The organism is Parabacteroides timonensis (assembly GCF_900128505.1).
Taxonomy (GTDB): Bacteria; Bacteroidota; Bacteroidia; order Bacteroidales; family Tannerellaceae; genus Parabacteroides; species Parabacteroides timonensis.
Map to the genome: position 1 here is coordinate 1,295,148 of NZ_LT669941.1, position 22,837 is coordinate 1,317,984.

Annotated in this window: 19 protein-coding genes; 1 reads left to right on the plus strand and 18 read right to left on the minus strand. The window is 45.5% G+C overall.

Translation table 11 applies throughout. The annotated features are described in order from the left end of the window. Window positions 1–124 precede the first annotated feature (124 nt). The 13 genes from BQ7394_RS12955 to BQ7394_RS13020 form a co-directional block, all read right to left on the minus strand. Window positions 125–295, minus strand: a complete 171-nt coding sequence (locus BQ7394_RS12955; RefSeq protein WP_082211902.1) for a DUF1566 domain-containing protein — start codon at window positions 293–295, stop codon at window positions 125–127. 238 nt (window positions 296–533) lie between these two features. Beyond that, window positions 534–3,761: a BACON domain-containing protein gene (locus BQ7394_RS12960; RefSeq protein WP_075557821.1), complete on the minus strand. Its 3,228-nt coding sequence runs from the start codon at window positions 3,759–3,761 to the stop codon at window positions 534–536. Between the two features lie 149 nt (window positions 3,762–3,910). Then, window positions 3,911–4,948, minus strand: a complete 1,038-nt coding sequence (locus tag BQ7394_RS12965) for a PDDEXK nuclease domain-containing protein (RefSeq protein ID WP_075557822.1) — start codon at window positions 4,946–4,948, stop codon at window positions 3,911–3,913. 149 nt (window positions 4,949–5,097) lie between these two features. Beyond that, window positions 5,098–6,258: a BF2992 family fimbrillin-A clan protein gene (locus BQ7394_RS12970; RefSeq protein ID WP_075557823.1), complete on the minus strand. Its 1,161-nt coding sequence runs from the start codon at window positions 6,256–6,258 to the stop codon at window positions 5,098–5,100. A gap of 70 nt (window positions 6,259–6,328) precedes the next feature. After that, window positions 6,329–7,456: a fimbrillin family protein gene (locus BQ7394_RS12975; protein ID WP_075557824.1), complete on the minus strand. Its 1,128-nt coding sequence runs from the start codon at window positions 7,454–7,456 to the stop codon at window positions 6,329–6,331. A 24-nt stretch (window positions 7,457–7,480) separates the two neighbouring features. After that, window positions 7,481–8,797, minus strand: a complete 1,317-nt coding sequence (locus BQ7394_RS12980) for a fimbrillin family protein (protein ID WP_075557825.1) — start codon at window positions 8,795–8,797, stop codon at window positions 7,481–7,483. 46 nt (window positions 8,798–8,843) lie between these two features. After that, window positions 8,844–9,785: a fimbrillin family protein gene (locus tag BQ7394_RS12985; protein WP_075557826.1), complete on the minus strand. Its 942-nt coding sequence runs from the start codon at window positions 9,783–9,785 to the stop codon at window positions 8,844–8,846. A 21-nt stretch (window positions 9,786–9,806) separates the two neighbouring features. Further along, complete coding sequence (locus tag BQ7394_RS12990) at window positions 9,807–10,757, minus strand: fimbrillin family protein (RefSeq protein ID WP_075557827.1); 951 nt, start codon at window positions 10,755–10,757, stop codon at window positions 9,807–9,809. A gap of 340 nt (window positions 10,758–11,097) precedes the next feature. Continuing rightward, window positions 11,098–12,012: a fimbrillin family protein gene (locus BQ7394_RS12995; protein WP_082211905.1), complete on the minus strand. Its 915-nt coding sequence runs from the start codon at window positions 12,010–12,012 to the stop codon at window positions 11,098–11,100. A gap of 34 nt (window positions 12,013–12,046) precedes the next feature. Continuing rightward, window positions 12,047–12,964 (minus strand): fimbrillin family protein, encoded by a 918-nt coding sequence (locus BQ7394_RS13000; protein WP_075557829.1) that lies wholly within the window; start codon window positions 12,962–12,964, stop codon window positions 12,047–12,049. 22 nt (window positions 12,965–12,986) lie between these two features. Then, window positions 12,987–13,895: a DUF5119 domain-containing protein gene (locus tag BQ7394_RS13005; protein WP_075557830.1), complete on the minus strand. Its 909-nt coding sequence runs from the start codon at window positions 13,893–13,895 to the stop codon at window positions 12,987–12,989. A 9-nt stretch (window positions 13,896–13,904) separates the two neighbouring features. Next, complete coding sequence (locus BQ7394_RS13010) at window positions 13,905–15,287, minus strand: DUF3575 domain-containing protein (protein ID WP_087880600.1); 1,383 nt, start codon at window positions 15,285–15,287, stop codon at window positions 13,905–13,907. Between the two features lie 482 nt (window positions 15,288–15,769). Then, the gene (locus BQ7394_RS13020) at window positions 15,770–16,702 is read right to left on the minus strand and encodes a tyrosine-type recombinase/integrase (protein ID WP_075557833.1); all 933 of its coding nucleotides are present in this window, start codon (window positions 16,700–16,702) and stop codon (window positions 15,770–15,772) included. A gap of 649 nt (window positions 16,703–17,351) precedes the next feature. Here BQ7394_RS13020 and BQ7394_RS13025 point away from each other — a divergent pair. After that, window positions 17,352–17,816 (plus strand): TspO/MBR family protein, encoded by a 465-nt coding sequence (locus BQ7394_RS13025; protein ID WP_075560013.1) that lies wholly within the window; start codon window positions 17,352–17,354, stop codon window positions 17,814–17,816. Window positions 17,817–18,009: 193 nt separating this feature from the next. Here BQ7394_RS13025 and tnpA read toward each other — a convergent pair whose 3' ends face one another. The 5 genes from tnpA to BQ7394_RS13050 form a co-directional block, all read right to left on the minus strand. Further along, complete coding sequence (gene tnpA, locus BQ7394_RS13030) at window positions 18,010–18,435, minus strand: IS200/IS605 family transposase (protein ID WP_075557834.1); 426 nt, start codon at window positions 18,433–18,435, stop codon at window positions 18,010–18,012. A 189-nt stretch (window positions 18,436–18,624) separates the two neighbouring features. Next, the gene (locus BQ7394_RS13035; protein WP_075557835.1) at window positions 18,625–19,041 is read right to left on the minus strand and encodes a hypothetical protein; all 417 of its coding nucleotides are present in this window, start codon (window positions 19,039–19,041) and stop codon (window positions 18,625–18,627) included. Next, on the minus strand, window positions 19,041–20,060 hold the full coding sequence (locus tag BQ7394_RS13040) for an AAA family ATPase (RefSeq protein ID WP_075560014.1): 1,020 nt from the start codon (window positions 20,058–20,060) through the stop codon (window positions 19,041–19,043). The genes BQ7394_RS13035 and BQ7394_RS13040 overlap by 1 nt, the downstream gene beginning before the upstream one ends. A gap of 39 nt (window positions 20,061–20,099) precedes the next feature. Beyond that, window positions 20,100–21,419 (minus strand): sigma-54-dependent transcriptional regulator, encoded by a 1,320-nt coding sequence (locus BQ7394_RS13045; protein ID WP_075557836.1) that lies wholly within the window; start codon window positions 21,417–21,419, stop codon window positions 20,100–20,102. Between the two features lie 50 nt (window positions 21,420–21,469). Continuing rightward, window positions 21,470–22,645 carry a DUF418 domain-containing protein gene (locus BQ7394_RS13050; protein WP_075557837.1) on the minus strand — a complete coding sequence of 392 codons (1,176 nt, stop codon included), beginning with the start codon at window positions 22,643–22,645 and terminating at the stop codon, window positions 21,470–21,472. Window positions 22,646–22,837 lie beyond the last annotated feature (192 nt).

Consider the following 22,837-nt stretch of genomic DNA (forward strand, 5'->3'; position numbering starts at 1 on the left):
GGGGTAATGCTAACAGAGTAAACCCTGTGGACAACCGGATTCGTCTGAATCTTGACGCTACCGTATGCCGTAGCTAACGGTATTCTGAAGTCCAAACTATTTTCTTATACTTTTCTCTTTTTTCTTATACTAAATAATTACAAACAATCAGGCTTAAAGACTCAAACCAGTCCCGGACACAGCGAACATATTTGTTGTTGTTGTCGTTGTTGTTGTTGGTATTGCCATTGTTGAAGTTCACGTACCAGTGGTTGCCACTACTGTTGGCCGTACTACTCCAGTAGTTATTGCTCACAAACGTTCGTAGTTGTCACTTATGACTTACTACCGGGGCTCCCCGGGGTAATTCTAACAGGGCAAACCCTGTGGACAACCGGATTCGTCTGAATCTTGACGCTACCGTATGCCGTAACTAACGGTATTCTGAAGTCCAAACTATTCTTTTATATCATAAGCATTCCTCCTTTTAATTTTCAAATTTCGACCGCCTTACGGCGGCCTTTGGTTTTTAAATTGTTAAATTGATAAATTGTTCAGTTTTTATCCCGGACACAGCGAACATAGCTGCCGTTGCCGTCGTAGCCGCCGCCGCTGGTACCGCCATTGCTGAGGTTCACGATCCAGTGGCCGCCACTACTGCAGACCGTACTACTCCAGTACCAACCGCTCACGAACGCTGTGAAGCCGCTCTCTCCCTGTAACGCAGTCTTATTATTATACATAGTTACCAGCTGATCCTTCGATGGCAAATACCAATCACTTTTTCCTTCCGCTGTAAGGTTACTACAATATGAGTTAGCACTACTCCAATTCATGGAACCTCCATCCGTTTTACATACTTGAAGGTTACCAACATAAGCTCCGGTTTCCCCAGCCGCCTGCGTAGCACTGAATGCCAGTGTACGCGCAGGACTGGCACCGCTTGCCGATAAGGTAAATGAACCCGTACGCTCAGCACCGGTATTGGCAGCACCCGTAAAAGTGATCGTTGCATTTCCGGTACCACTGGTAGGACTCACCGTTATGCCATTATGGGTAGCCGGTGCTATTGCCCACGCTAAACCGGCTGTCGCGGTTACCGAACCAGTTACTTTGCTGTTTGCGGCAGCAGCTATTTGGCCCGACGGATTCGTTCGGCTAAAACTAGAACCGGCTTGCTTGATCTCTACACTTTTCGATATATTACCCGCCTTCACAGTTACAGTCGCTTTTCTTTCTGCACTATTCGGATTTACAGAAGCCGTTTTATATGTTAACTGCTGATTAGAACCACTAGTCGTCCCTCCACTGATAGAAGCAGTACCGTTAGTAACTGTCAACCACGAAGGAAAACCGGCGGTGAAGGAATATGACAATCCGCTAGTGCCATTCATTGTATAAGTACCGCTGGCACCTGTTGTTGCAACCAATGCTGTTGTTGGACTGACAGAAGCTGTTAAGGAAGAGGCCGACTGAGTAATGGCAATCGTTTTTGTCAGACCGGCATCTGTTCCGCCAACGGCATTACCCGCCTTTACCGTTATATTACCGTTACGGCTAGTCTCGTTCGGATTAAGTCCTACGCTATATTTTATATCCTGATTCGTACCAGTAGTGTTATTTGTACCCTCAGTTGTGCCGGTCAAAGTCAACCAATCCATATTTTCCGATACGTTCCACGATAAACCTTCCGTAGCCGAAAAAGTAGATACATAATCAGTAGTAGAAGCGGTAGCTGCTACCGTTTTGGCACCACTTACAGACAAGGTTGCACCCAGTTGGTTCAGAACGATATCACCTGTTGGCCCGACAGAGGTGTCACCCGCACGGACGGTGATCTTTCCACTCCGGGCAGAAGAAGAAGGGTTAACAACTGCCGTATAGTTTATTGTCTGAGCCGCTCCGGTAGTAGGTGTTCCCGCTCCACCGGTATTTATAGTAATCCAGTTGCCCGACGTGATACTCGATGCCCAGGGCAAACCTTTGGTGGCCATAAACGAAGCATCACCGGTCGCCCCTTTTGCAACTATATTATTTATTGTCGAACCGGTTACGGTTGAACCCGCCTGGTTGACTGCTATCTCCTGTTTCAAACCGGTATAAGCGGGATCACCCACGGAGGCGCCGGCTTTCACCGTGATTTTACCGGTACGCACCTGCGCAGACGGATTAGCAGAACCGGCCTTTACTTGTAATTCTTGTGCACCTGCCAGTGCTTCACCAGCAGATGTACCCGGATTAGTAGCCCAATCCAACCAGCCGTCGCCTCCACCCAAAACTGCCGACCATTGCAAACCCTCGGTAGCCGTAAAAGAAGAAGCACCTTCGGAGCCTGCAGTAGCAGCCAAAGAAACAGGGCTGCCAACCGTCAACGTGGAACCGCTTTGAGTGATCGTTATATTCTGATTCTCTCCATTCACTTCGATATCGAAAGAAACAGATCTCTTTTCTGCTCTGGGATTAGCTTCCACAGACTTAAAGACCACCTTGGCAGGCCCCTGGTATGTTATAGTTGCACCCGAAGGGATATCTTTGCCATCCAACAAAGCTGATAACCAAGCAGGCATATCAAATATCCACTCCTGCCCCGGACGGGCTGTGATCTGTATCTCTTTTTCACCACCTTTTTTAGCAGGCATTTCAGTAGGATCGACCTCAATATCCGGTATCTCGCCGACCGTGATACGCTCGTCGGAAACATCGATGCCTACCAGGGTGACATTCATCGTATAATGCGAATTGCGTTCGATATCATAATTATTCTCGTTACGACCGGGATAAAACCGGAACATAACATCTTTATAAGTAACACCTCCCTGCACGGCATTGCCGGTCAACTCGATACAGGTGGCATTCGTTACGCCCTTACCGGTCTTTTTCTTCTCCGAGACGACAGCATCCGGTCCGCTGACCGTACCCGCCATATTCTCAGGCAAATACCAGTAAACGGTAGCACCCGAGCTACTGGCAGTACCGGTATAGTTACCATAAGTAACATCTTTCGTCAATTGTCCTGTCGGAGCCTCCACCTGCGAAACAGACGGAGCATTCTTCAAGGTGACCGAAGTCGGAGTAAACGTAAAATCAGCACCCATCGAATAGCAAAAACTGATCTTGGCAAGGAGGCGGGTCAGTTCCACGGTAATATCTTTCACACCGCCGGCAACAACCTCACCTTCCCATTTACCCACCATTTTACACAAGCTATTTTCAGGCAAGCCCGTTCCCGATGAAGCATACGGCAATCGCTGTTTCTTCAATGTAGTTTCATCGGCTACTGCCCCCAGATCACCTGCGTTTGATACGAAATACACATGACTCTTACTACCATTCTGGCTCTGTTTCAGTTTCAGGTTGACCGTAGTACTGGTCATGGAAGAGATATACTGGTTAAACAAACGCACACCTGTCGTGGCATCATACTGCCCCACCCACAGGCTGGCGATCTGGCTTTCTTGCGCTTCCGACAATGCAGCAGCGGCTTTGGTCTGCACCGAGTCCTTTACTCCGACAGCCAGCGTGTCCGACTCGATCGTACCATCGGTAGTGAATGTAATGCTACGCGTCACGGGAGTCCGGTTAGCCAGCACATTCAGGTTAAACCCGGCATCCACATCCTTCAAAGCATGAGGCGGGATTACATCCTCTTCCACATCAGTCTGTGTGCAACTGCCGGCAAACAACAGAAGCAATACCACAAACAACCACGCCAACGACAAGCCGATACGTAACCGTCCGATTCCCGTTAAAGGTTTGCGCCTTGTTTTACTTACTCGTTTCATTGTATTTCGTTTTTAATATATTTTGTTTCAACTATTGTCAGATCTAAATTCTGACAAATAATCAGTTTGCTAATTTCCACCAATAAAAAACCCCAACATTCTTTTGACAGATGATGGGGTTCAGACTACAGGATAATAAAATGTAATCGTTACATATTCATTAAAGTTTCTAGCTTTTTAGCAATAGTATCCGTATCCGGAAGATATTCCCGATAAGCTTCCGGCAACTTGGATGAAAGAGCATAAGTAGCCACACCGATAGGTAAGTTAGAATTTTTCAAAGCATACTCGACAATCATGCGACTCTTAGACTTACAGATAATTATACCGATAGAGGAATTCTCATGCGGAAGTTTTACGGTATCATTTAACACATTCAAATAAAACTCCATCTTCCCTTTGTACTCAGGTTTAAACTCACCTATCTTTAACTCGACAGCGATCATTGCCTGTAATCGTCTGTTATAAAGCAGTAGATCAATAAAATATTCTCTATTGTCTACAATGAGCCGATATTGATTGCCAATAAATGAAAAATCTGCCCCAAAATCAATCAGGAAAGCCCTGATATTTTTAATAATAGACTGCTCCAGTTCCTCTTCTGAATATTCATTTTCTAAACCGGTGAATCCCCACGAGTATTCATCTTTTACTGCCAGTATTGCCTGATTCTTTAATTCTTCGGGCAATGTCGTATCAAAATTAGTCTGTCCAAGTAAATACTTTTCAAAGGTCTGCAACTCAATCTTATTGATAAGTAAATCTTTCGTCCAACCATACTTCCGGGTAGCCAAAATATAAAATTGACGTTCCTGTGTATTCTTACACCTGGTCATAATAACAATATGCTTCGACCAGCTAATTTCTCCAACTAATGGTTGGAGAATTGTATCTACCTGATATTCTTTGTAAAATCGGGCCATATCCCAAAGATTTGAAGTACCAAACCCTTTAATCCCCGGAAACTCTTTCTGAATATCTTTCGAAAGGTTCTCTACAACAGATCTTCCCCAGTCCAACAGATTTTGTTGTTCATATATACGCCGACCTAACTCCCAATAAAGAGATATCATTTCCTTATTGACAGCTTTCATTGCTTCATATTGGGCAGAACGAATACGGGATTTAACTTCATAAAGGAATAGGGAATATTCCTTTGTTTCTGAAATGTTTGTGTTATTATTCATAGTTACTGTTTTTGTTGTCTGCAAAGATAACTTTTTTCTCTATTCAAATGAAAATCTAACACAAAATATTCTCTTTTTTCCCTAATCTGAACCCCACCATGTCAAAGAACGCTTCGGTTTTTAATTTTTCCTGCAATCAGAAGAGATCATCAACCTCCACCTACATTCATATCGCTCCAGTTTATAACTTTCCAGGTGGCTACCGTTATAGTCGTTCCGATCCCTTCGTTAATATCGGGATCGGGGTACGGGCTATCCGGGCCTCCCACATTGTCGTCTCTAAAAGCGATTGCATTCCATTCCAGCACCTTCATCAATAAACTACTTTCATTATTCTTTACCTCGAGGGTAAAGATGTAACGTTTACCTTCGTCGAAAGAGATATTCTTGTCGATCGTCGCCTTCAGCGTGGCTGTTTCATTATCTCTTACTACCGTAATTTCGACATCGAAAGGCAAGCTGTTTTTAGGCAGGACAACACCTTTTGTTTTATTCAGGCCACAACCATCCGGATCGGATTCCGGCTCCACTTTTTCAAACTCCTCTGCGGTAAAGACTACCTGTGCTTCCAGCCCGGCAGCTCCCCCTGTAGGAGAAATCCCGGTGTCGCTACCGGCTATCAGATCGGCAGCAGAAGAAGAAATCTTTTTGATCACTAAGCCAGTTCCGTACAGCTTATCGAAAGGAAGAGCATTCTCCGGCGAAGGAGCAACATTAAAGACCACCTGCACACATTTCCGGCTGAACGTACCGAGTGTTACCTGACGGGAGTCCTTCGTCACCGCTACCCCCCGCACAAAAGAGGTCATCACATCTTCCTTATGCGGAATGCCGGTTATTTTATAATAGCCGTCGTTCCCCTCCTGTAGCGGACGCGCCGGAGAGACAGCATAGAAATCGTATACCCCTCCCCTCACGGTTAGCCCTTTGGCCTCGCCGTCTATCTTTTTCCCGTTTCCATCCACACAGCAGGGGATCAAAGTGCCGTCGGCTCCTACCACATAGGTCGCTTCAAACGAAGGGGCGGTCGTAGAAAAAGAAGCTTCCTGCAACTTTTCTCCCACATAACCGGTAAAATAAGCACCGATACGCACGGTAGTTCCCTCAGGCAGAAGGGTTGGCAACGGAGTAACCTCCTCCCCCGCACGAGTCAGGAGTTCAGGCACGCCCAGGTCAGGTTTACCGAAGCTGATTGCTACCGGTCGGCTCTCTTCCGGCACGATCTCCTCCACCGGGCCTGCCGTACACCCCGCCAGCAGACCACCGGCCAGTAGCCTGATCAGATATAACTGCATTCGATTCCGTTTCATTCTATTCATTTTCAATTCTCAATTGTGAGCGGGAGGAGTATCGCTCCCCGCCCGCCCTGTTTGTTGCAACCTATTCTACCGGAACATCGGTCGAACCACCGTCGTTCCAGCCGGCTACTTCTATATCCGCTATAACGATTCCCTGCGGAAGCATCTGAATATTATAGATATAATTGTTTCCCTTCAACCAGTTGGCTATAAAAGTTCCGGGAGTACTGCTTCCTTCGACAGGAGCCATCGTAAAGACACGGTTATCGTCGAGCGTAAGCTCCAACGTAACAGGTATGCCCGTCACCGGGATCACCAGCCCGAAGGCCTGTACCGGCACCTGTTTAGGATCGGTTACATTCGTACCTATGGCACGCATATCCCCGTCGGCCGTGAACCACAATTCATCTACGGCAGTTGTCGTGCCACTCAACTCGCCCGTTTCCAGACTCAGCTTGGCGGAAGTAGATTTTTTAAAACCCACGCTGCTTTTCAGCACGATCTTCTTTACATTGCTGCCCGCAAAAGCCGAACCGCCATCCGTTTCCAGAATACGGAAACTAACCTTCGCCAATGCATGATACATAGTGAGCGACACATCCGGATTCCAGCGGTCCACCTCGGTTGCAGCTTTGCAATACAGGTAATCATCCTGATCACATTCCCACTGTACATCGGTAGAAGCATCCACCGGATTACCGCCATCGTTGAAGTAAAACTTCTGCTTATCCAAGACCTTTATACTACTCATTAAAGGTACTTTCGGATTGCCTGCCAGCGACACACTCTTCTCCACAGGCGAAAAAGCATACACTGTTCCTTTATCCGAATGCAAAAGAAGCTGTTCTTCCCCTTCCGCAAGTTGCCAGACAGCCGGATCGACCTGCGTATTGTAAGTAAACACCTGCGTATTATTCCCGCTGGCATAGACACTCACCGCACCGCTACTGCTCTGTTTCGTGACACAAAGCCCGACTGTAATCAACGGATTAGGGTTTGCCGCATCACCGACAGGACCGCCCGTCACGATGCTTCTCGATTCTACCTCTACCGACAAGCCCAGATTCTTTACGGATAAAGGAGTTCCCTTTTCCGTGCTGCTACCACCTTCGCCGTCATCGGCCGTAGGCACAACGATATCCGCCTGTGTACAGGCAGCACACAGCGACAGGAAAACGGCTACCGGAAATGTATATAGATACTGTTTCATGGGCTTAGTTTTTAATGGGAATGATTACAGAGGGATTTCGGGCTGTTCGTCCTCATTCCAGGCTTCAACAGTCACATCCATAACCGTCAGCTTGTTGCGGCCGGCAGAAAGCGTATAGATGTAGTTATTGTTGGCTAACCATTCATTGGCAGGCAGGGTAACAGGAAATACCATATCATCATTACCTCCTTCTTTCAGGGTTATGATCACCTGGATATCGTCATCACCGAAAGCAGCGGTCGGATACACAATAGCACTGACCGTCTTGCATACGACCTTCGCATTTAAGGTAGAGCCATTCACTTTAAAATCATATTGACTTTCCGTAGCGTCGGCTTCTACCTGTCTCATCAGGATATAGTCGGTGATCGTACGACTGATATCACCGTCGGTCAGTGAGTTGGGTGTTATCGTTCCGTCGACCAACGACATATAAGCAGTACCCATCTTGAAGAATTTATCTGTACTGCTATCTGTATTTTTGATCTGGAACTTCGTGAAGTTCACATTTTTATCACTCAGTTTACCACCGTCATACACACGGAAAGTAACCATCGCCATAGCATGCTTCATATCCAGATTGATCTTATAACCGGGGTTGGCATCACTCGTATTATTCGGTTCATCTTCCGGCTTGACCGGTGTTTGTCCGGCAGCACGTCCGTTATTTACATAACGACCGTTTTCAGCGGCAAAATACAGGTAATCTTTTTCCGTTGCCAGAGAAAGGTTTATCTGGTCGGTTTTGGGAGTAGCTGCCCATGCACCATCCTTCCAGTATTTCTTCGCATTGTTAGTTGCAGCATCTATCGTTCCGCTAGCCAGAATGGTTACCGGGATTTTCAGATCAGCTTCTGCTGATATACTTGGAAGACTAGTCGTTATAGAAGCATCATAAGGATAATAAGCATAGACCTTTCCTACTTCCTTGGTCAGATAATAAGGGACTTCCTTAGTATCGGCAAAAGTATTTTTTTTCTCCTTTATGGAAATCCAGCCGGCTCCTTTATCTGTTCCCATATACCACACATGGTGGCCGGTGTATTCCGAACCATCAGGCGTATACCAGTCGTTTGCATCTTTGTTGGTTATCAGGACACCTAATCCGGGTGCATAATCGGCCTCGACATATTTCGAGATATCGTAAGTAAGAGCCTCTCCGCTTACCACCGATTTGGTTGCAGCCTTGGTGCCGGCATCCACTTTCAGATTAGGTGTGATACCCAAGGCTACCTGATCGCCATCGCCTGAGTCGATAATTAAATCTGTTTCTGTCTCCGAACAGCTTATTGCTGTCAGCAGGGCTATAGCCATAGCCCCCATTGTCATACTCTTTTTCATTTTAGTTCGTTTTAATATAAATACTAGTTATTACTTATTCTATTACTTAAATCGGAATTTCACCGGCATCCTGATCTGCCCATCGCTCCACACCGACCGTTGTAGCCTGTATCTTCCGTCCGTCGGTGAAAAACAGGGAGACGACATGCCGTTTGCCGGCCTGAAAACCACCCTCAACGGTTACCGATACACGGGAGACAGTCTCCACCGCATTGCCGTTACCGTCCTTTGTTGTCGCCACCTGCAATTGTAGCGGGCCCGATGAGGCCGGGAGCAGAATATACCCCTGCGCTTCGGGAAGCTCTCCGCCTTCCTCTACCTGAGGAACCGACAGACCGGCTATCTCCTGCACGGCTACAATCTTTATATCTTCCGGTGAAGAAACATCGGCTAACGCAGGCAAAGCCGAAAGCCAGTCCAGTTGTTGCCGGACATGTACCCCCGTTACTTCTATCCGGACAATCTCTCCCCACCGGTCGGCCCGGTCGCTGTAGCAAACTAGACCGAGTTGTGTCAGCAGATGTTGGAACGTACATACACGCAGGGGTACAAAACTGTTGCCTGACAAAGGTCCCGTCGCCATTACATCCGTCATTCCGTCTATTGTAAAGATCACCCGGCCTGCCGCAACATCCGTTTCACCGATAGCCGGATAATAACCGTGCAACCGGATATTGCTTCCATCAGACGGATATAGCTGCGTATTATCGAACACGACCGGACGATTGCCCGCCCCACCGCTCCGGACAGCTCCGGATACACTCCACGTACCATACACTCCGGAACCGGTTTCATCCTGCCGGGCAAAACACACAGCCAGATCCTTTTTATAGCCGGAGCCGATCACTGCACGGGTAGACACACCGATCGCCCCTTCCAAGCATACCGTCGTTTCGGCAACCGGCTGCAAAGTAGGATCGTTACCGTCCGAACAGGCGGTTAGTGCCCGAAGGCAAACGATGGTGGCTATCGCTATTATTTTCTTCATCTCCTGCTATTCTAAAAAGGGTTATGCTCCGGGAGTGATCGTTGAACTGCCTCCGTTGCCCGGCTGCCATTCGGCAATGCCTGCTTCGATGGTGATTTCGCCGTCGATCGTGAAATTGAGGGTGATCAGGTGAGACTGTCCTTTCTGTGCTCCTCCGCTGATGTTAGTGATGGGAACCTGCAATGTTTTCTCAGCTCCATTATAAGTTGCCTTTACTTCCAGATTGATAGCGGCAGACTCCGTACCCATATCCGCTACCGGATAAATCATCAGATAACCGGTCTTCGGATCAGTAGCATCGGGACCGGATACCTCTTCCGGACAACCGATCACGCTCAGGCTGGTGTTGGCCGAACCTGTTGTCGCTAGCGTTGCTCCGCTTGTTTTATCGAGCGACAACGACAGCGTGTTATATACGTTCTTTACCGTAATAGATGAAACTTTTGTCCATTTCTTAACTGCTTCCGCCGAACCGGAACATTTGAATTGCAACTGGGTAAGCAGGTGCTGAAAGGTGAACGGGGTAAACTTGGCGTTAGCAGCCCCGGTCTGCACTTCTGTCGCCATAATATCTTCGTCGCCTGTAATAGTGTACGAAACTGTCGGATTGTTTTTCCCACTCAGGGCAGCCTGCGGATAATAACCGATCAGAGTCGACTGACCATTGGCCGCCATATACGTCTGTGCCGTTGCAAAGGTAACGGAGGTATTACCGCCACCGCCAAGACGGGTGGCATCGATAGCCGGTGTAGTCCAATCCGTATTCGATTCCGGGTTATCCAACCGGGCAAACGATACGGCCAAGTCACTGCCATAACCGGCGTCGATCACCGCACGGGTAGCCTCTCCGATACCGGCACTTACCTGCATCGCTTCTCCCTGACCGGCAGTTGCCGGTTCTTCTTCGTTGGAACAACTGCACAAAAGAGCCGTAACCAACATACTCATTACTAAAAACTTGTTCGTTCTCATTTTATTTCTCGTTTAATAATAATACCAGTTTCATTTATTGTTAAATATGAGCTATCTCTCTTTACAAGGCCTTGCCTTGTGCCGCAGGCTCTATTTTGCCGTCGGTTTTAACCGACGGATATAAAAGACAGGAGGCAAAGCCTCTTCCTTTGTGGGCTTAAGCCCCTTTAAAACAGGGACTACTATTATATCTCAAAGGGGTTAAAACCCACAAAGGAATCCGACAAAGCCGGAGCATTTAATCTATCCGTCAGCTAAAGCAGACGGCAAAAGAGAGCTTGCGGCATGAGGCGGAGCCTCATAAAAGACTCAGTTTTTGTCAGATGTGAATCACATCTTTTTACTCTGTCACCATCCCGTTGCCGGAAGCGCCTACCTGCCAGGGAGCGACTGTTGCTGTCCCTTCGATAGCAACTTCACCTGTTTTCAAAAAGGATAGGGTCACCAGATGCGAATTGCCGGCCAAGGCATTCAGTCCTGCCTGGGTAGAAGCGTCTATGATATTAATTTCTTTACTGGTTGTACCACCTTCATAAGTCACTTTTACTTTCACACCATCGAGAGCCTTCACCATAAAAGGCTCGCCGACCTTCGTCACTTCTTTGGTCAGTTGAATAGGAGCAGTAACACCCGGAACAGCCAGGGTAGCCGCAGTCTCATAAGTTACGACACCATCGGCAATCGTCATCGTCTTCGGATAAGCAGCGTCTACGACTTCTATTTTAGATATCTTCTTATCCGGATTCGCCCCCAGGTAACCATCCGAAGCCTGTACCTGAAAGTTCAGTTGCGTCAATGCATGGGTGAACGTAAATGCACCTGCGGGAACATCTTTATTTCCACTCACAATGCCACCGTACATCACATCTTCCGTACCCGTCTTCTGAAAAGTCACTACCCCTGATACGGAAGCGATTTCCGGATGCCAGGCCGCCATATATACATTTCCTGTGGCCGGATACACCTTCGATACATTCAAAGGAACCGATGTTCCTGCCGCTGTTTCGGACGCTACCAGCGTGATACTGTTCTGCCAGGCAACAGCAGCCGTCCATGATGCAGGCGGCTGAGTCCCTTCAATAGCTGTGATAGCGGCCGTAAACGAATCGCCCGTAACAACCGGAGCCTTGGTGATCGCTCCGCTCACAGTGGCTCCCACCCTGATCTCTGTGGTTTGAAGAGTTCCCTCTTCAGAAGAGGAACAACCGGATACCACTGCCGCCAAAAGAGCGGCACACATACAAACTTGTTTCATATTTTCTTTTTATTAAATGATTAAAAACAGATATTCAATCGATAATTCCCGTTCCGTTATTCCCTCTCTTCCACTCCGACACCTGTGCCGCCAGGGAACAGGCGCCATCGGCACGAAGCACGACCGACAGCAGATAAGAAGTACCGGATAGCGGAAAACCATCCGTTTCATGGAACGATACCGGCAACCGCTCGAACCGCGTCAGATTGCCTGCACGGTCTTCCAGTATTACCGTCAGGCCTACCGCAACACCTGGCTGTATCATGACCATTTCCGACACGTCTACCCAATCGGTATCCAGCGGCAGACACTCGCCGCCGGCCATCCGGTCAAGGACGATCAACGCCTTTTGTTTGCCGGAGAAAGTCAACCCTTTATCCGGCAGCGACAATACAGCATCGCATTGTACCCCTTCCGCCACAAGGCCGAAAAGTTTCCACCCTTTATCTTTCCCTGCCTCGTCACACCGGAATTGAAAACGTAACTGACTCAGCAGATGCGTAAACCGGAACGACTTTCCTTCCTGCCAAAACATATCCGTCAGGGAGCCGTTTTGTTCGTCAGTCACCAGCAAATCCTGCCGACCGTCGATCGTCCAGGCAATCCGGCCGTCACCCACTGACTGACCTTCGGGAGCAAAGCCGCGCAGGTAAATACGGCTGTTGTCCGAAGGATAATATTTCGGTTCCACCAGGCTCGTGCTCCCATCCGCTTTTACCCGGGCTTTCCATATATCCGTATACTTACCCGATTCATTGCCTTTGGCAAAAAATACAGAGTCGGCAAAAGAAACCTCGCCCGATAGCTTCTCCGAAAAGGCACGAAGCACTAGCTTTTGTTCGCCAGGCTGCAAAAGTTGTCCGCCACTATCCGAACAGCCCGGCAGCCCCCAAATAAGAAGAGACAGTAGCAGCAAAGCTGATTGCACGATATATTTGTTTTCTTTCTTCATTTATATATTGTTTCAATATTTTCTAATTCCCCGCTTCGCCGGAACCTTCTTTCCAGCCGGACAGGGTGATTGTTGCACCGTTTATCTCATCATACGCGATCTCCAGGTCGAGTACGACATGAGCCGATATGCTTTGCTCGAATGCCTTACCCACTTCCCCGGTTATATCCGTAAACGAAGTGACCTCTTTTCCGTCTTTCAGAGTAAGCGCCAGGTAAAGTTCGACCGGATCGCCCTCCTCTCCTCCGTCAGACAGGCCGAACAGATTAAGAGAAGAAGTGTATATTCCCGGATTAGCCGCTTCAGGCTCGAATGCCATAAAAGCCGGCGTATCGAACAAAGCCTTTCCACTGGGGATATGCACCTGTGCCGATACACCTGTCAGCCGACCGGAAAGCCCGGTCAGCCGGATATCTTCACTACCCGTCACTTTAATATTCAATTCGAGTGTTTTTACCAGACTGGCGGGATACAATTCCTCTACTACTGTTTCCTCGCCGCCGACATCGATCAAATGGCATCCTGTACCATACAAATTACCGGGCTGGGCTATATGTACGGAAGACGATTTCAAAGCGGAAACCTGCCGGACCTTGCCGCAAGCCTGTTCATACCCATTGTCCATTTCCAATACGACATTATTACAATCGGTGTTACATACCACGACTTTATATTGTCCCGCCGGCAGCGTACCTTCGTAGCCTGAAGCACTTCCCATGCGAACTTCCGGACGCCCAGTACCGTCTTTATAAAAATAGTAGGTCATGGCCGTCGGATAACTGCTCCGCGTCTGCCAGTCGAGGTTCAGACGCACCTTGCCATTTCTCTCCCAGTCTTCGTCGGGGGCATGATAAACACATGCCGGCATAACAACGGCACATACCCCAAATACCACCCAGGCCAATATTCTGCTGTTTCTCTGTTTTTTCATATTCCTACCCTATCTGATTTGAAAACGATACACCAGACTCACTTTCAGGCCAACCATAAAACCGGTGGACGAAAAGCGAGTTTCCAGATAATTCTTGTCGTCTATTTTATCGTAACGATATTTCTTCCCATCGAAAGTCGAACGATACCCCGTCCGGACACTCCCCTCGACACAAAATCCTTTCCCTAGCGGTATCAGACAATTGATGGAAGCCCCCATTGTCCAGAAACGGCCGGTACGTCCATAAAGCACTTCTTTGTCGGGATCGATATCACTACCCCGCACATCAAAATCACCGTATTCACCAAACAGTCCGGTACTCAACCAATTAAACTCACCTGAACGCAATGGCCATACACGGGGTTCGACCGAAATTTCCGACACCGACCAACGATCGCGTGTCTTATCTTTATAGGAAAAGTCGGAATACATACCTGACACTGCCACTGACCAGCGTTTGGAAAAATACCATTCCAACTCCACATTCGGCATAAAGGAACCGGTCTGCATCTTCACGTCGCCCGTACCCAAAAGAATGGAAGGAGCGACGGTACACCAGGGCAACAGGTTAGTTTTAACAGCCATAAGAACAGGTGCAGCATCAGACCGGGAAACCGGTTGACGAACAGCTGCTATTTCCGGTTCATTTTCTTCGGTTACTATTTCTTCCGGTATTAACTCTTGTACCTGTCTTTTCTTTTTTATCGTCCGTACCGTTTCACGGGTGGTTATAGTGGTGCTATGAGTATCCAATGTATTCACAACCGAAGCCAGACGGTAATCTTCCAGTTCCGAACGGTCGAACAACGGGTCGTCGATACGATAAACCTCACGATCATAACCACCGGCTTCACTACGACGAAACAAATCGACGTAAGGGATAGCTCCATATTTTGACAAGGCCTCCCTGACAGCTTTCGGATAACGACTCTCGCTATACCGGATAGCAGTATTGGCAAACCAGGGAAGCGGCGATTCCACCAGGTAGACATGTACCCGGTCACGATAACTTCCGCTTCGATCGATATAAAAAGCCACACATTCGGCAGGAATATCCAACCGGGTTTTCAGATAGGCACGGATACGATTGGCACGAAGGGAGGCTTCATTGATCACAGCGTCCTCTTCACAGTCATAGGCATTCACATGAGAGATTATCAATAAATGACAACTTCCGGCCAACAAACGATTACGGGAAACAGGCAACTGCTGTCCCATCCGTTCCAACTGGTAGGCATTGTCACCATAATCGGCAAGAAACATATCATTATTTTCTTTAAAGGAAAATAAAAAAGATTCTGCTTTAATATAGGAGGTAGTTTGGGCATTCGTTCCCGGCAAGAAAAACGTAGAAAGTATGAACAGGCAAAGCGCAGTTCTCATTATTTCCATTATCCTTTTACAGATTTGCTGTTTCATCCTATACATCTCCCTATTGGCTTTTGATATTCAGTTTTTTCTTCAAAATTCTACCCTTATTTGTGAAATAAGGGAAAGCACTAAAAGGAGCTCTTTTTTTAACAGAGTTTCTGCCCCGAATAATAATAAAAATGTAGGATTGGAGTCTTTTTGAGGTTCGTTTTTGAAAAAAACAAGTAGAAATGATAACAGTTTTTTTCTAAAGGATATTAAAGAGATAACATTCCCACCCCCCCTTTATACCTGTACTCCCTAAAATTCGGGCTATAGGCTATAAAACAGGTAAATATGTGAAAATACATTAAATAGATGTGCTTTTTTTTATAAAACACGATGAAAGCCTTGTTTATTCGTTGGAATCTATCTATGTTTGCACAGTGTTTTATCTCAAATGGTAAATCCAAGTGATTATAAACATCTATGTTTGAGATAGAAAGACGCATTTTCCCCTTATTTCACAAATAAGGATAAATTTCCCCTATAACCAACTGCTCCACTTTTCCAGAGACTTGTTTAGCCGCTTTACCTAGTTCATCTACTCCAAAAGCGAGGAGATAAGTATGCGTCATACGCTCTGTAGTATGTCCCAGAGCCTGGCTGATAATACCAATCGGCACATGGCAATGGTAGGCTTCCGAAGCCCATGCGTGACGAAACACATAAGTTGTCAGCGTCTCATCCAGATTCAAAAGCACACATAAATCTTTCAGATACTGATTTTGTTTGGCCAGGCAGTATTTATACTGTTCGTACGTAGCATCTTCCGATAAAACCGGAAAAAGATAGTGGGCGTCCGGACGGCTATAACGGTCTATCAGGAACTGCATTCCCGGAGTTACTTCTATCTGGATCAGTACTCCGGTTTTCTGCCGATGATACGTCAATACCTTCCCATCATCTATCAGATTATCCCGTGTCAGATGCACCAGGTCGACAAAAGGCATACCACAGGCCATAAAGGAAAAAAGAGACAGATCGGCAGCCAGCTGTTTCTTCGGCTCCTCTTTCAGGTCGAGGGAGGCGATCTGTTTGATCACTTGAGTTGTCACGGCCCGTTTCCGGGTTTCCTCACGTTTCAATCGGAGTCCGGTAAAAGGCGACTCCAGCGGCTTCTTTTTCCAACCGAGACAGGCACGATTGTACATCGCACGCAAACAACTCAGATAACTGTTCACACTGTTCACCCGTAATCCTTTTTGACGCAGCCATTCAATAAAACCATACACCTTACTGCGGGTGATATCATCCAACGAAAGTTCACAACCACTATTAAAATTTTCAAAGTGGTTACGGACAGCCCGATACAGGTCTGCCGTACTGTTATTGCCGGCAGAACGTTTTTCCTGCTCCAGCAATCTCATCTGTTTGTAAAAGTCCTTATTCTTCATAACTTTTCCTTTCTTTTAAAAAAGGTAAAGTTACAACAATCGAGACTGGATAAAAGTTACCCGCGCAGCTTTTTATCATTCCCTGCGCAGAAAATTTCGGCTAACCGCGCAGGGAACTGTCATTTTCCGCACAGCCATTGTTAGGGAATGGATAGCCCCTTACTTTTCAAAATAAAACAATAAATACCTGGTTTCTATCCTCTTTCTCAAAAATAGTTTCCACATTTACTTTCATACTTAAATACTCATCAGCAGAATTAATCTGCCTCATGCCGAAGGTTCTCTTTTGCCGTCTGCTTCAGCTGACGGATGGATAAATACTCCGGCAAAGACGGATTCCTTTGTGGGTTTTAACCCCTTTAAAAACATATTGGACAGATCTTTTATAAAAGGGGCTGAAGCCCACAAAGGAAGAGGCTTTGCCTCCTGAATTTGAAACCGTCAGCTAAAGCAGACGGCAAAAGAGAGCCTACGGCACAAGGCTTTGCCTTGTAAAGAAGGATAGCTCATCTGATAAAAAGTGAATCATATTAACACCTCCACCAGGTAGGGATGAATCCGGATAAGGAATCTTTTTAACCCTGCTTTATGTTTTTCCGACAACAAGGAGGTTTCGCACTTTGTTATACAATAAGAAAAGCAAATGATCATGAGAAAAGTATTATCCATCATTATCCCTATTCTGATTTGTTTCTTTGTAGGGCTTACTGCCAGCTACTTTCAGGCTGACGCAATAAAGAACTGGTATCCGACTTTAGTCAAGCCGGCACTCACCCCTCCTAACATCGTCTTTCCAATAGCCTGGAGTATCATTTATATATGTATGGGCATTTCGATCGGGCTTATCATTAATTCAGCAATCGAGCAAAAGCGATTCTTTGTGAAAGCATTCATCATGCAGCTGTTCTTCAACTTTACATGGAGCATCGGCTTCTTTTATTTCCAGAATCCGCTTATCGGATTCATCAACATCCTATTGCTCGATATATTCGTTATCAACTACACCCTAAAGAGCTACCCTGTAAACAAAGCAAGCTCTATCCTATTCATCCCTTATGTAGCCTGGCTACTATTCGCTACCTATCTGAATGGGTATATTCTGATGTTTAATTGAAATTTACATACAGTCTCTTGATAAAAAGAAAGATTTACTTCTGTCACAGTAAATCTTATATGAGGCGTGCCTCATGCCAAAGGCTCTCTTTTGCCGTCTGCTTCAGCTGACGGATCAATAAATACTCCGCCAAAGGCGGATTCCTCTGTGGGTTTTAACCCCTTTAATATATTCTTCGTTCAACAGACAACACTTATAAACCACTTCTACGAAGCATTCCCATAAAAGATTCATATTCTTCCTCAAAACTACATTTCTTATGGTGCTCTTCCTGTTTTCTGATATACTGTCGGACGGTATCCAGCCTATCTGGACTCACAGAGATAGCAAAATAATCATCCTGCCATTGTAGTGGTCCATACTTCATCAGACAATACCAACGAGATGATTCTCCTTTTATCAATCTGGCTACCTCTCCAAGAGATTGATCCGATTTCAGAAATAACAAAAGATGTACATGATCGGTAAAACCACCAATATGATCAATTAGGATACCTTTGGATTTTGAATATTTACGTATATGAGTATACAATTCATACCGATAATGTGGATTCTTTAATAAGGGAGCCCTTTTTTTAGTACTCCATACGCAATGAATAATAAGTGATAGATAAGACATAGCTAAGTGTTTTTAGTTTGCTGCAAATGTAAGGATAAATCTTTATTAATTGGTTAGATCTAAGCTGGTTTTTGAAGTTAAAAAGGGGTTAAAACCCACAGAGGAAAAGGCCTTGCCTCTTTATTATTAAATCCGTCAGCTGAAGCAGACGGCAAAATAGAGCCTACGGCACGAGGTATTATCGAAAGACTACTTTATTAAGATATCCATCCTTACATTTTTGGATAGTAAGTCTACTTTATATTTCTTCTTAAAAAAGGCTTTAGCACGTTGCATAGTCGTATCATTACTGGGATAACGACTCGTCACAATAATAGCTGTCTTCAGAATATTATTTGTACTTGAAAGCTGTTTGATAGTAGATTCCAATTGCTCCAGAGCATGCGGGATGTCTTTTCCTTTCAGTTCTACAAAATATTCATTTGCATTATGATCCAAAACCAGAAAATCACATTTAACACCTTCTGTTATCTGACAACCATCTACTACTACTTTGGTTAATATGTTATTCTGAGGATTTGAAAAAACACATTTACGCTTGTTCTCCTCAAGAACAAGTATCCGGTCGGTTATTTCAGTTGTACAATTTGGCTTAAACTTATCCATTATACCTCTAATGCTAACAATTCAGAAAATATACGGCTCTCCTGATCGGCAACAGAATCTATCTGATCAGCAACTATCAGTCGATATTCTTTATCTAAAATAGAAAGGACTTCTCCACCCTCGATCTTATAAGCTCCCACATTATCAAAATCCAGTACACATGCCTGGGGAACTAACTTATAAACTTCAGCAGCCTTTGAGATATCTGCGTTCAATACATTATTCGCTTCTATCAGGTTATTAAAAGCAGATAATAAATAAGGACTGTGCGTTGTTATGGTGAGCTTTTTACATTTGCCAATCATTTGATGAAGTAACTTAACCTGAGTCTGAGGAAACAAGTTCAATTCCGGTTCCTCTACGACAAACCGGCTGTATTCCTTTTCTTCTACAGCATAGTCAAGCACCATCAATAAAGGTATCACAGATTGCATACCGGATGAAGCATCCTTGAAAGGGATTGTTTTATCACTGTCTTTCAACAACAGAGTTTCATTCGAATTATTTGTCTGAAACAGCAAATTAAAAATAGGAACGTTATAATCCGGATACTTCTTTTTAGCCTTCTCATAGATAGAAGCAAACTTCAATAAAGTATCAGGTATCGGAGCTTTATTAAGTACAAGGGTTGCCAGCGAACGAGAGAATGTACTTACAAAGAAGCGTTCAGCCGGGATATAAAGACTTTTAATTTGTTCTCTTTCTCCTACTGCCTGTCCCTCAGAGATCGCAAAATCAAACTTTCCTTGCAAATAAGAGATAGTAACACTTTCACCGATATAATGTATATAAGTATCACTATTGAAATAAGAAGCTATATTATACTCTTCAAACAGAGGTTTCAAATCAAATCCTTTGTCCTGAAAAAGATTAGTCGCATTCTCTTCAAAAATAGTAATAAGTTTAGCGATAGTACTCTTTCCTGAACCTTGCTCACCAATGAATACATTATAGTCTTTCAAATCTATATCCGCAGACTTTATAGCTCCAAAATTACGTATGATAAGTTTTCGAATCATAATCATCACTTTCCTGACAAAGATAGAGAATCGTCCCTATCAATCCAAATTATACAACTTCAACTTATTATAAAGCGTTTTCCGATCTATGCCCAACAGTTGGGCGGCGCGGGTTTTGTTGTTGTTGGATTCCTGAAGGGCTCGTTTGATCAATTCGCATTCGTGGGTTTCGTCTTTCAGAAGGATACGGGTGTCCTTCTCCGGAGCTTCCGTCAACTCTTCGGGAAGTTCGCGACGGGTGATATACCGGCCGGTAGCCAAAAGGGTAGCATACTTGATGACGTTTTTCATCTGGCGCAGGTTACCCGGCCATGAATACGACTGGAAAAGACGGATTGTCTCGCCGTCGAAACCAATAATATCTTTCTGAAGTTCCGCATTCGCCTGATCAAGGAAATTATTGGCGAAAAGCAATAAGTCTTCTTTCCGCTCTTTCAAATCCGGAATACGGATAGTGAACTCATTGATACGATGATAGAGGTCTTCCCGGAAATCGCCTTTTTCAATGGCTGTACGAAGATTTTCGTTCGTGGCCGAGATCAACCGGACGTTGATAGCGATCTCATCATTACTACCGATCGGCTTGACCTTACGCTCCTGCAAGGCACGAAGTAACTGTACCTGCACCTCATAGGTCAGGTTACCGATTTCATCCAGGAAGATCGTTCCTCCATGAGCAGCAACAAAAGCGCCGGTCTTATTATCTATTGCACCGGTAAACGATCCCTTCACATGGCCGAAAAACTCTGAAGCCGCCAGGTCTTTAGGGATCGCCCCGCAATCGACAGCGATGAACGGAGCTTTACTACGGTTACTTAATTCGTGGATACGGCGGGCTATATATTCTTTACCTGTTCCGCTCGCCCCGGTAATCAGTACGGACATATCCGTCGGAGCTACCAGACGGACATGATCGAACAACTGGCGGGCAGCAGGACTCTGTCCTTCAATATAAGTGTTTCCTTCCGATGATTTTTTAGTAACCGGATGTTCCGCCGCAGGCGCTTTTACGACCTCACGGATCTTACCCAGCAACTCTTCCGGATTCAGCGGCTTGGCTATATAATCGGATGCCCCCAATTTGATGGCCTGCACAGCAGTCTGTATCTCCGCATAGCTCGTCATCATGATCAGAGGTAAAGAGTTGTATTTTTCCTTTACCCATTTCAACAAGTCGATCCCGTCACCGTCCGGCAAACGCAGATCCGACAAGATCAGGTCGTAGCTGACACTCTCAATCTGGCGCTTTGCGTCCGAAACCGAGCTTAATGCCTTAACCTCAAAGCCTTTCTTCCCTAACCAGGTTGTGAGCATTAAAGAGAAAGTTATATCATCTTCAACTATAAGAACTGATGGCATACTTAAATTATATTTAAACCTTAGGCAAAGATATATATTTTAAGGATAAATCAGGAACAAATCCAGGTCGCTTTACGCCAGGCCCCTTCGAACGGCCCCTGTTTATGATTCTTTAACCACCAATGGCAGAATCCCAATTGAAGGACAAACAGCCCGATGCCGACTCCGAAACTGGCTGCTACTCCCAACACATTATACAGCGACAGACCATAGCCGAAATAGATAAATGTACCTATAATGGACTGGCTCAAATAGTTAGTCAGGCTCATCTTTCCATAAGGTACCAGAACTGATAATACTTTGTGGCCGGATACCTGTTGCCACAAGAAGACAAAGAGGGCAACCAATACACACATGAATGAGAAATTACGGAAAGAGGAGACAATCGTGTTCATTGGAGACAGCATACTCTTATTCGGTAACAGCTCCGGTAAAGCTTCCGTCAGATAATAAAGAGGAACAAAGCAAACAAAGCCGATCAGTAACGTACGAAGCCAAAATTTACGGTTCTCCGATAAATGAACAAACAGCTGGCGACGTCCGATCAACATACCTATAAGGAAGAGGGAAGCGGTCTGGAAGAAACGGCCATGACTCCATCCCCACAACAGGCTGAAAAGCTGTCCGTCCCACAGATTCGACTTTACCATAGCCCAGAAATCAGGCTGGCTCAGGAACGGATACATATTTTTATGATGTACCAACCATTGACCCGGCGTAGCCACATACTCCGGATTATTCATCGCATAGAAAAACTTAGCCCACTCCACAGGTTGAAGCATCAATAGTATAGCCGTTATTAATACCGCCTTATCGCTCCACCGGCAGACCGGGATAAGAACAACACCTACGATAGCATACAAAACGAGGATATCTCCGGGGAAGAACGCACCGTTGAAACAGCCGATCAGGAAAAGCAGGAACAACCGCCACAAGAAACGCAAACGGAAGTCTTTTCCTTTTTTGGCCTGGTTGTTATATTGAATGAAAAAGCTAAAACCGAATAAGAGGGAAAAGATCGCATACGCTTTTCCGCTGAAAAGGAAGAACAGAGTATCCCAGACATTCGTGTTAAGCGACTTCATGAACTCGGAAGTAGCTTCCGGGAATTCGTAGAAATTAAAATGTTCGATATTATGTAAAAACATAATTGCCATAACGGCAAAACCTCTTAGGGCGTCGACAACTTCAATGCGTGCCGACTTGAGTGGCATTTCGTGCTCCATGGTATTCTATTGGTCTTTTTTTATTAATGAGTGCAAATTTAGCAAACAAACTTACACCAAACAAAAAAAGCATCCCCAACAGATGCTTTTTTTGTTTTTGCAGACTTAATAGAATACTCAGAAATAATCTTTTTTGCTTTAAACGGTTTAAATGTAGAAACGTCCACTTACGATTCTAATAATAGGAGTACG

Bases quoted from the DNA above. Each gene is read 5' to 3' on its own strand.
- BQ7394_RS13035 (WP_075557835.1), bottom strand. From the start codon at position 19,041: ATGGATAAGTTTAAGCCAAATTGTACAACTGAAATAACCGACCGGATA.
- BQ7394_RS12990 (WP_075557827.1), bottom strand. From the start codon at position 10,757: ATGAGAACGAACAAGTTTTTAGTAATGAGTATGTTGGTTACGGCTCTT.
- BQ7394_RS13040 (WP_075560014.1), bottom strand. From the start codon at position 20,060: ATGATTCGAAAACTTATCATACGTAATTTTGGAGCTATAAAGTCTGCG.
- BQ7394_RS13005 (WP_075557830.1), bottom strand. From the start codon at position 13,895: ATGAAAAAACAGAGAAACAGCAGAATATTGGCCTGGGTGGTATTTGGG.
- BQ7394_RS12995 (WP_082211905.1), bottom strand. From the start codon at position 12,012: ATGAAACAAGTTTGTATGTGTGCCGCTCTTTTGGCGGCAGTGGTATCC.
- BQ7394_RS12980 (WP_075557825.1), bottom strand. From the start codon at position 8,797: ATGAAAAAGAGTATGACAATGGGGGCTATGGCTATAGCCCTGCTGACA.
- BQ7394_RS13045 (WP_075557836.1), bottom strand. From the start codon at position 21,419: ATGCCATCAGTTCTTATAGTTGAAGATGATATAACTTTCTCTTTAATG.
- BQ7394_RS13050 (WP_075557837.1), bottom strand. From the start codon at position 22,645: ATGGAGCACGAAATGCCACTCAAGTCGGCACGCATTGAAGTTGTCGAC.
- BQ7394_RS13010 (WP_087880600.1), bottom strand. From the start codon at position 15,287: ATGGAAATAATGAGAACTGCGCTTTGCCTGTTCATACTTTCTACGTTT.
- BQ7394_RS12970 (WP_075557823.1), bottom strand. From the start codon at position 6,258: ATGAAACGGAATCGAATGCAGTTATATCTGATCAGGCTACTGGCCGGT.
- tnpA (WP_075557834.1), bottom strand. From the start codon at position 18,435: ATGTCTTATCTATCACTTATTATTCATTGCGTATGGAGTACTAAAAAA.
- BQ7394_RS13020 (WP_075557833.1), bottom strand. From the start codon at position 16,702: ATGAAGAATAAGGACTTTTACAAACAGATGAGATTGCTGGAGCAGGAA.
- BQ7394_RS13025 (WP_075560013.1), top strand. From the start codon at position 17,352: ATGAGAAAAGTATTATCCATCATTATCCCTATTCTGATTTGTTTCTTT.
- BQ7394_RS12965 (WP_075557822.1), bottom strand. From the start codon at position 4,948: ATGAATAATAACACAAACATTTCAGAAACAAAGGAATATTCCCTATTC.
- BQ7394_RS12960 (WP_075557821.1), bottom strand. From the start codon at position 3,761: ATGAAACGAGTAAGTAAAACAAGGCGCAAACCTTTAACGGGAATCGGA.
- BQ7394_RS12985 (WP_075557826.1), bottom strand. From the start codon at position 9,785: ATGAAGAAAATAATAGCGATAGCCACCATCGTTTGCCTTCGGGCACTA.
- BQ7394_RS13000 (WP_075557829.1), bottom strand. From the start codon at position 12,964: ATGAAGAAAGAAAACAAATATATCGTGCAATCAGCTTTGCTGCTACTG.
- BQ7394_RS12975 (WP_075557824.1), bottom strand. From the start codon at position 7,456: ATGAAACAGTATCTATATACATTTCCGGTAGCCGTTTTCCTGTCGCTG.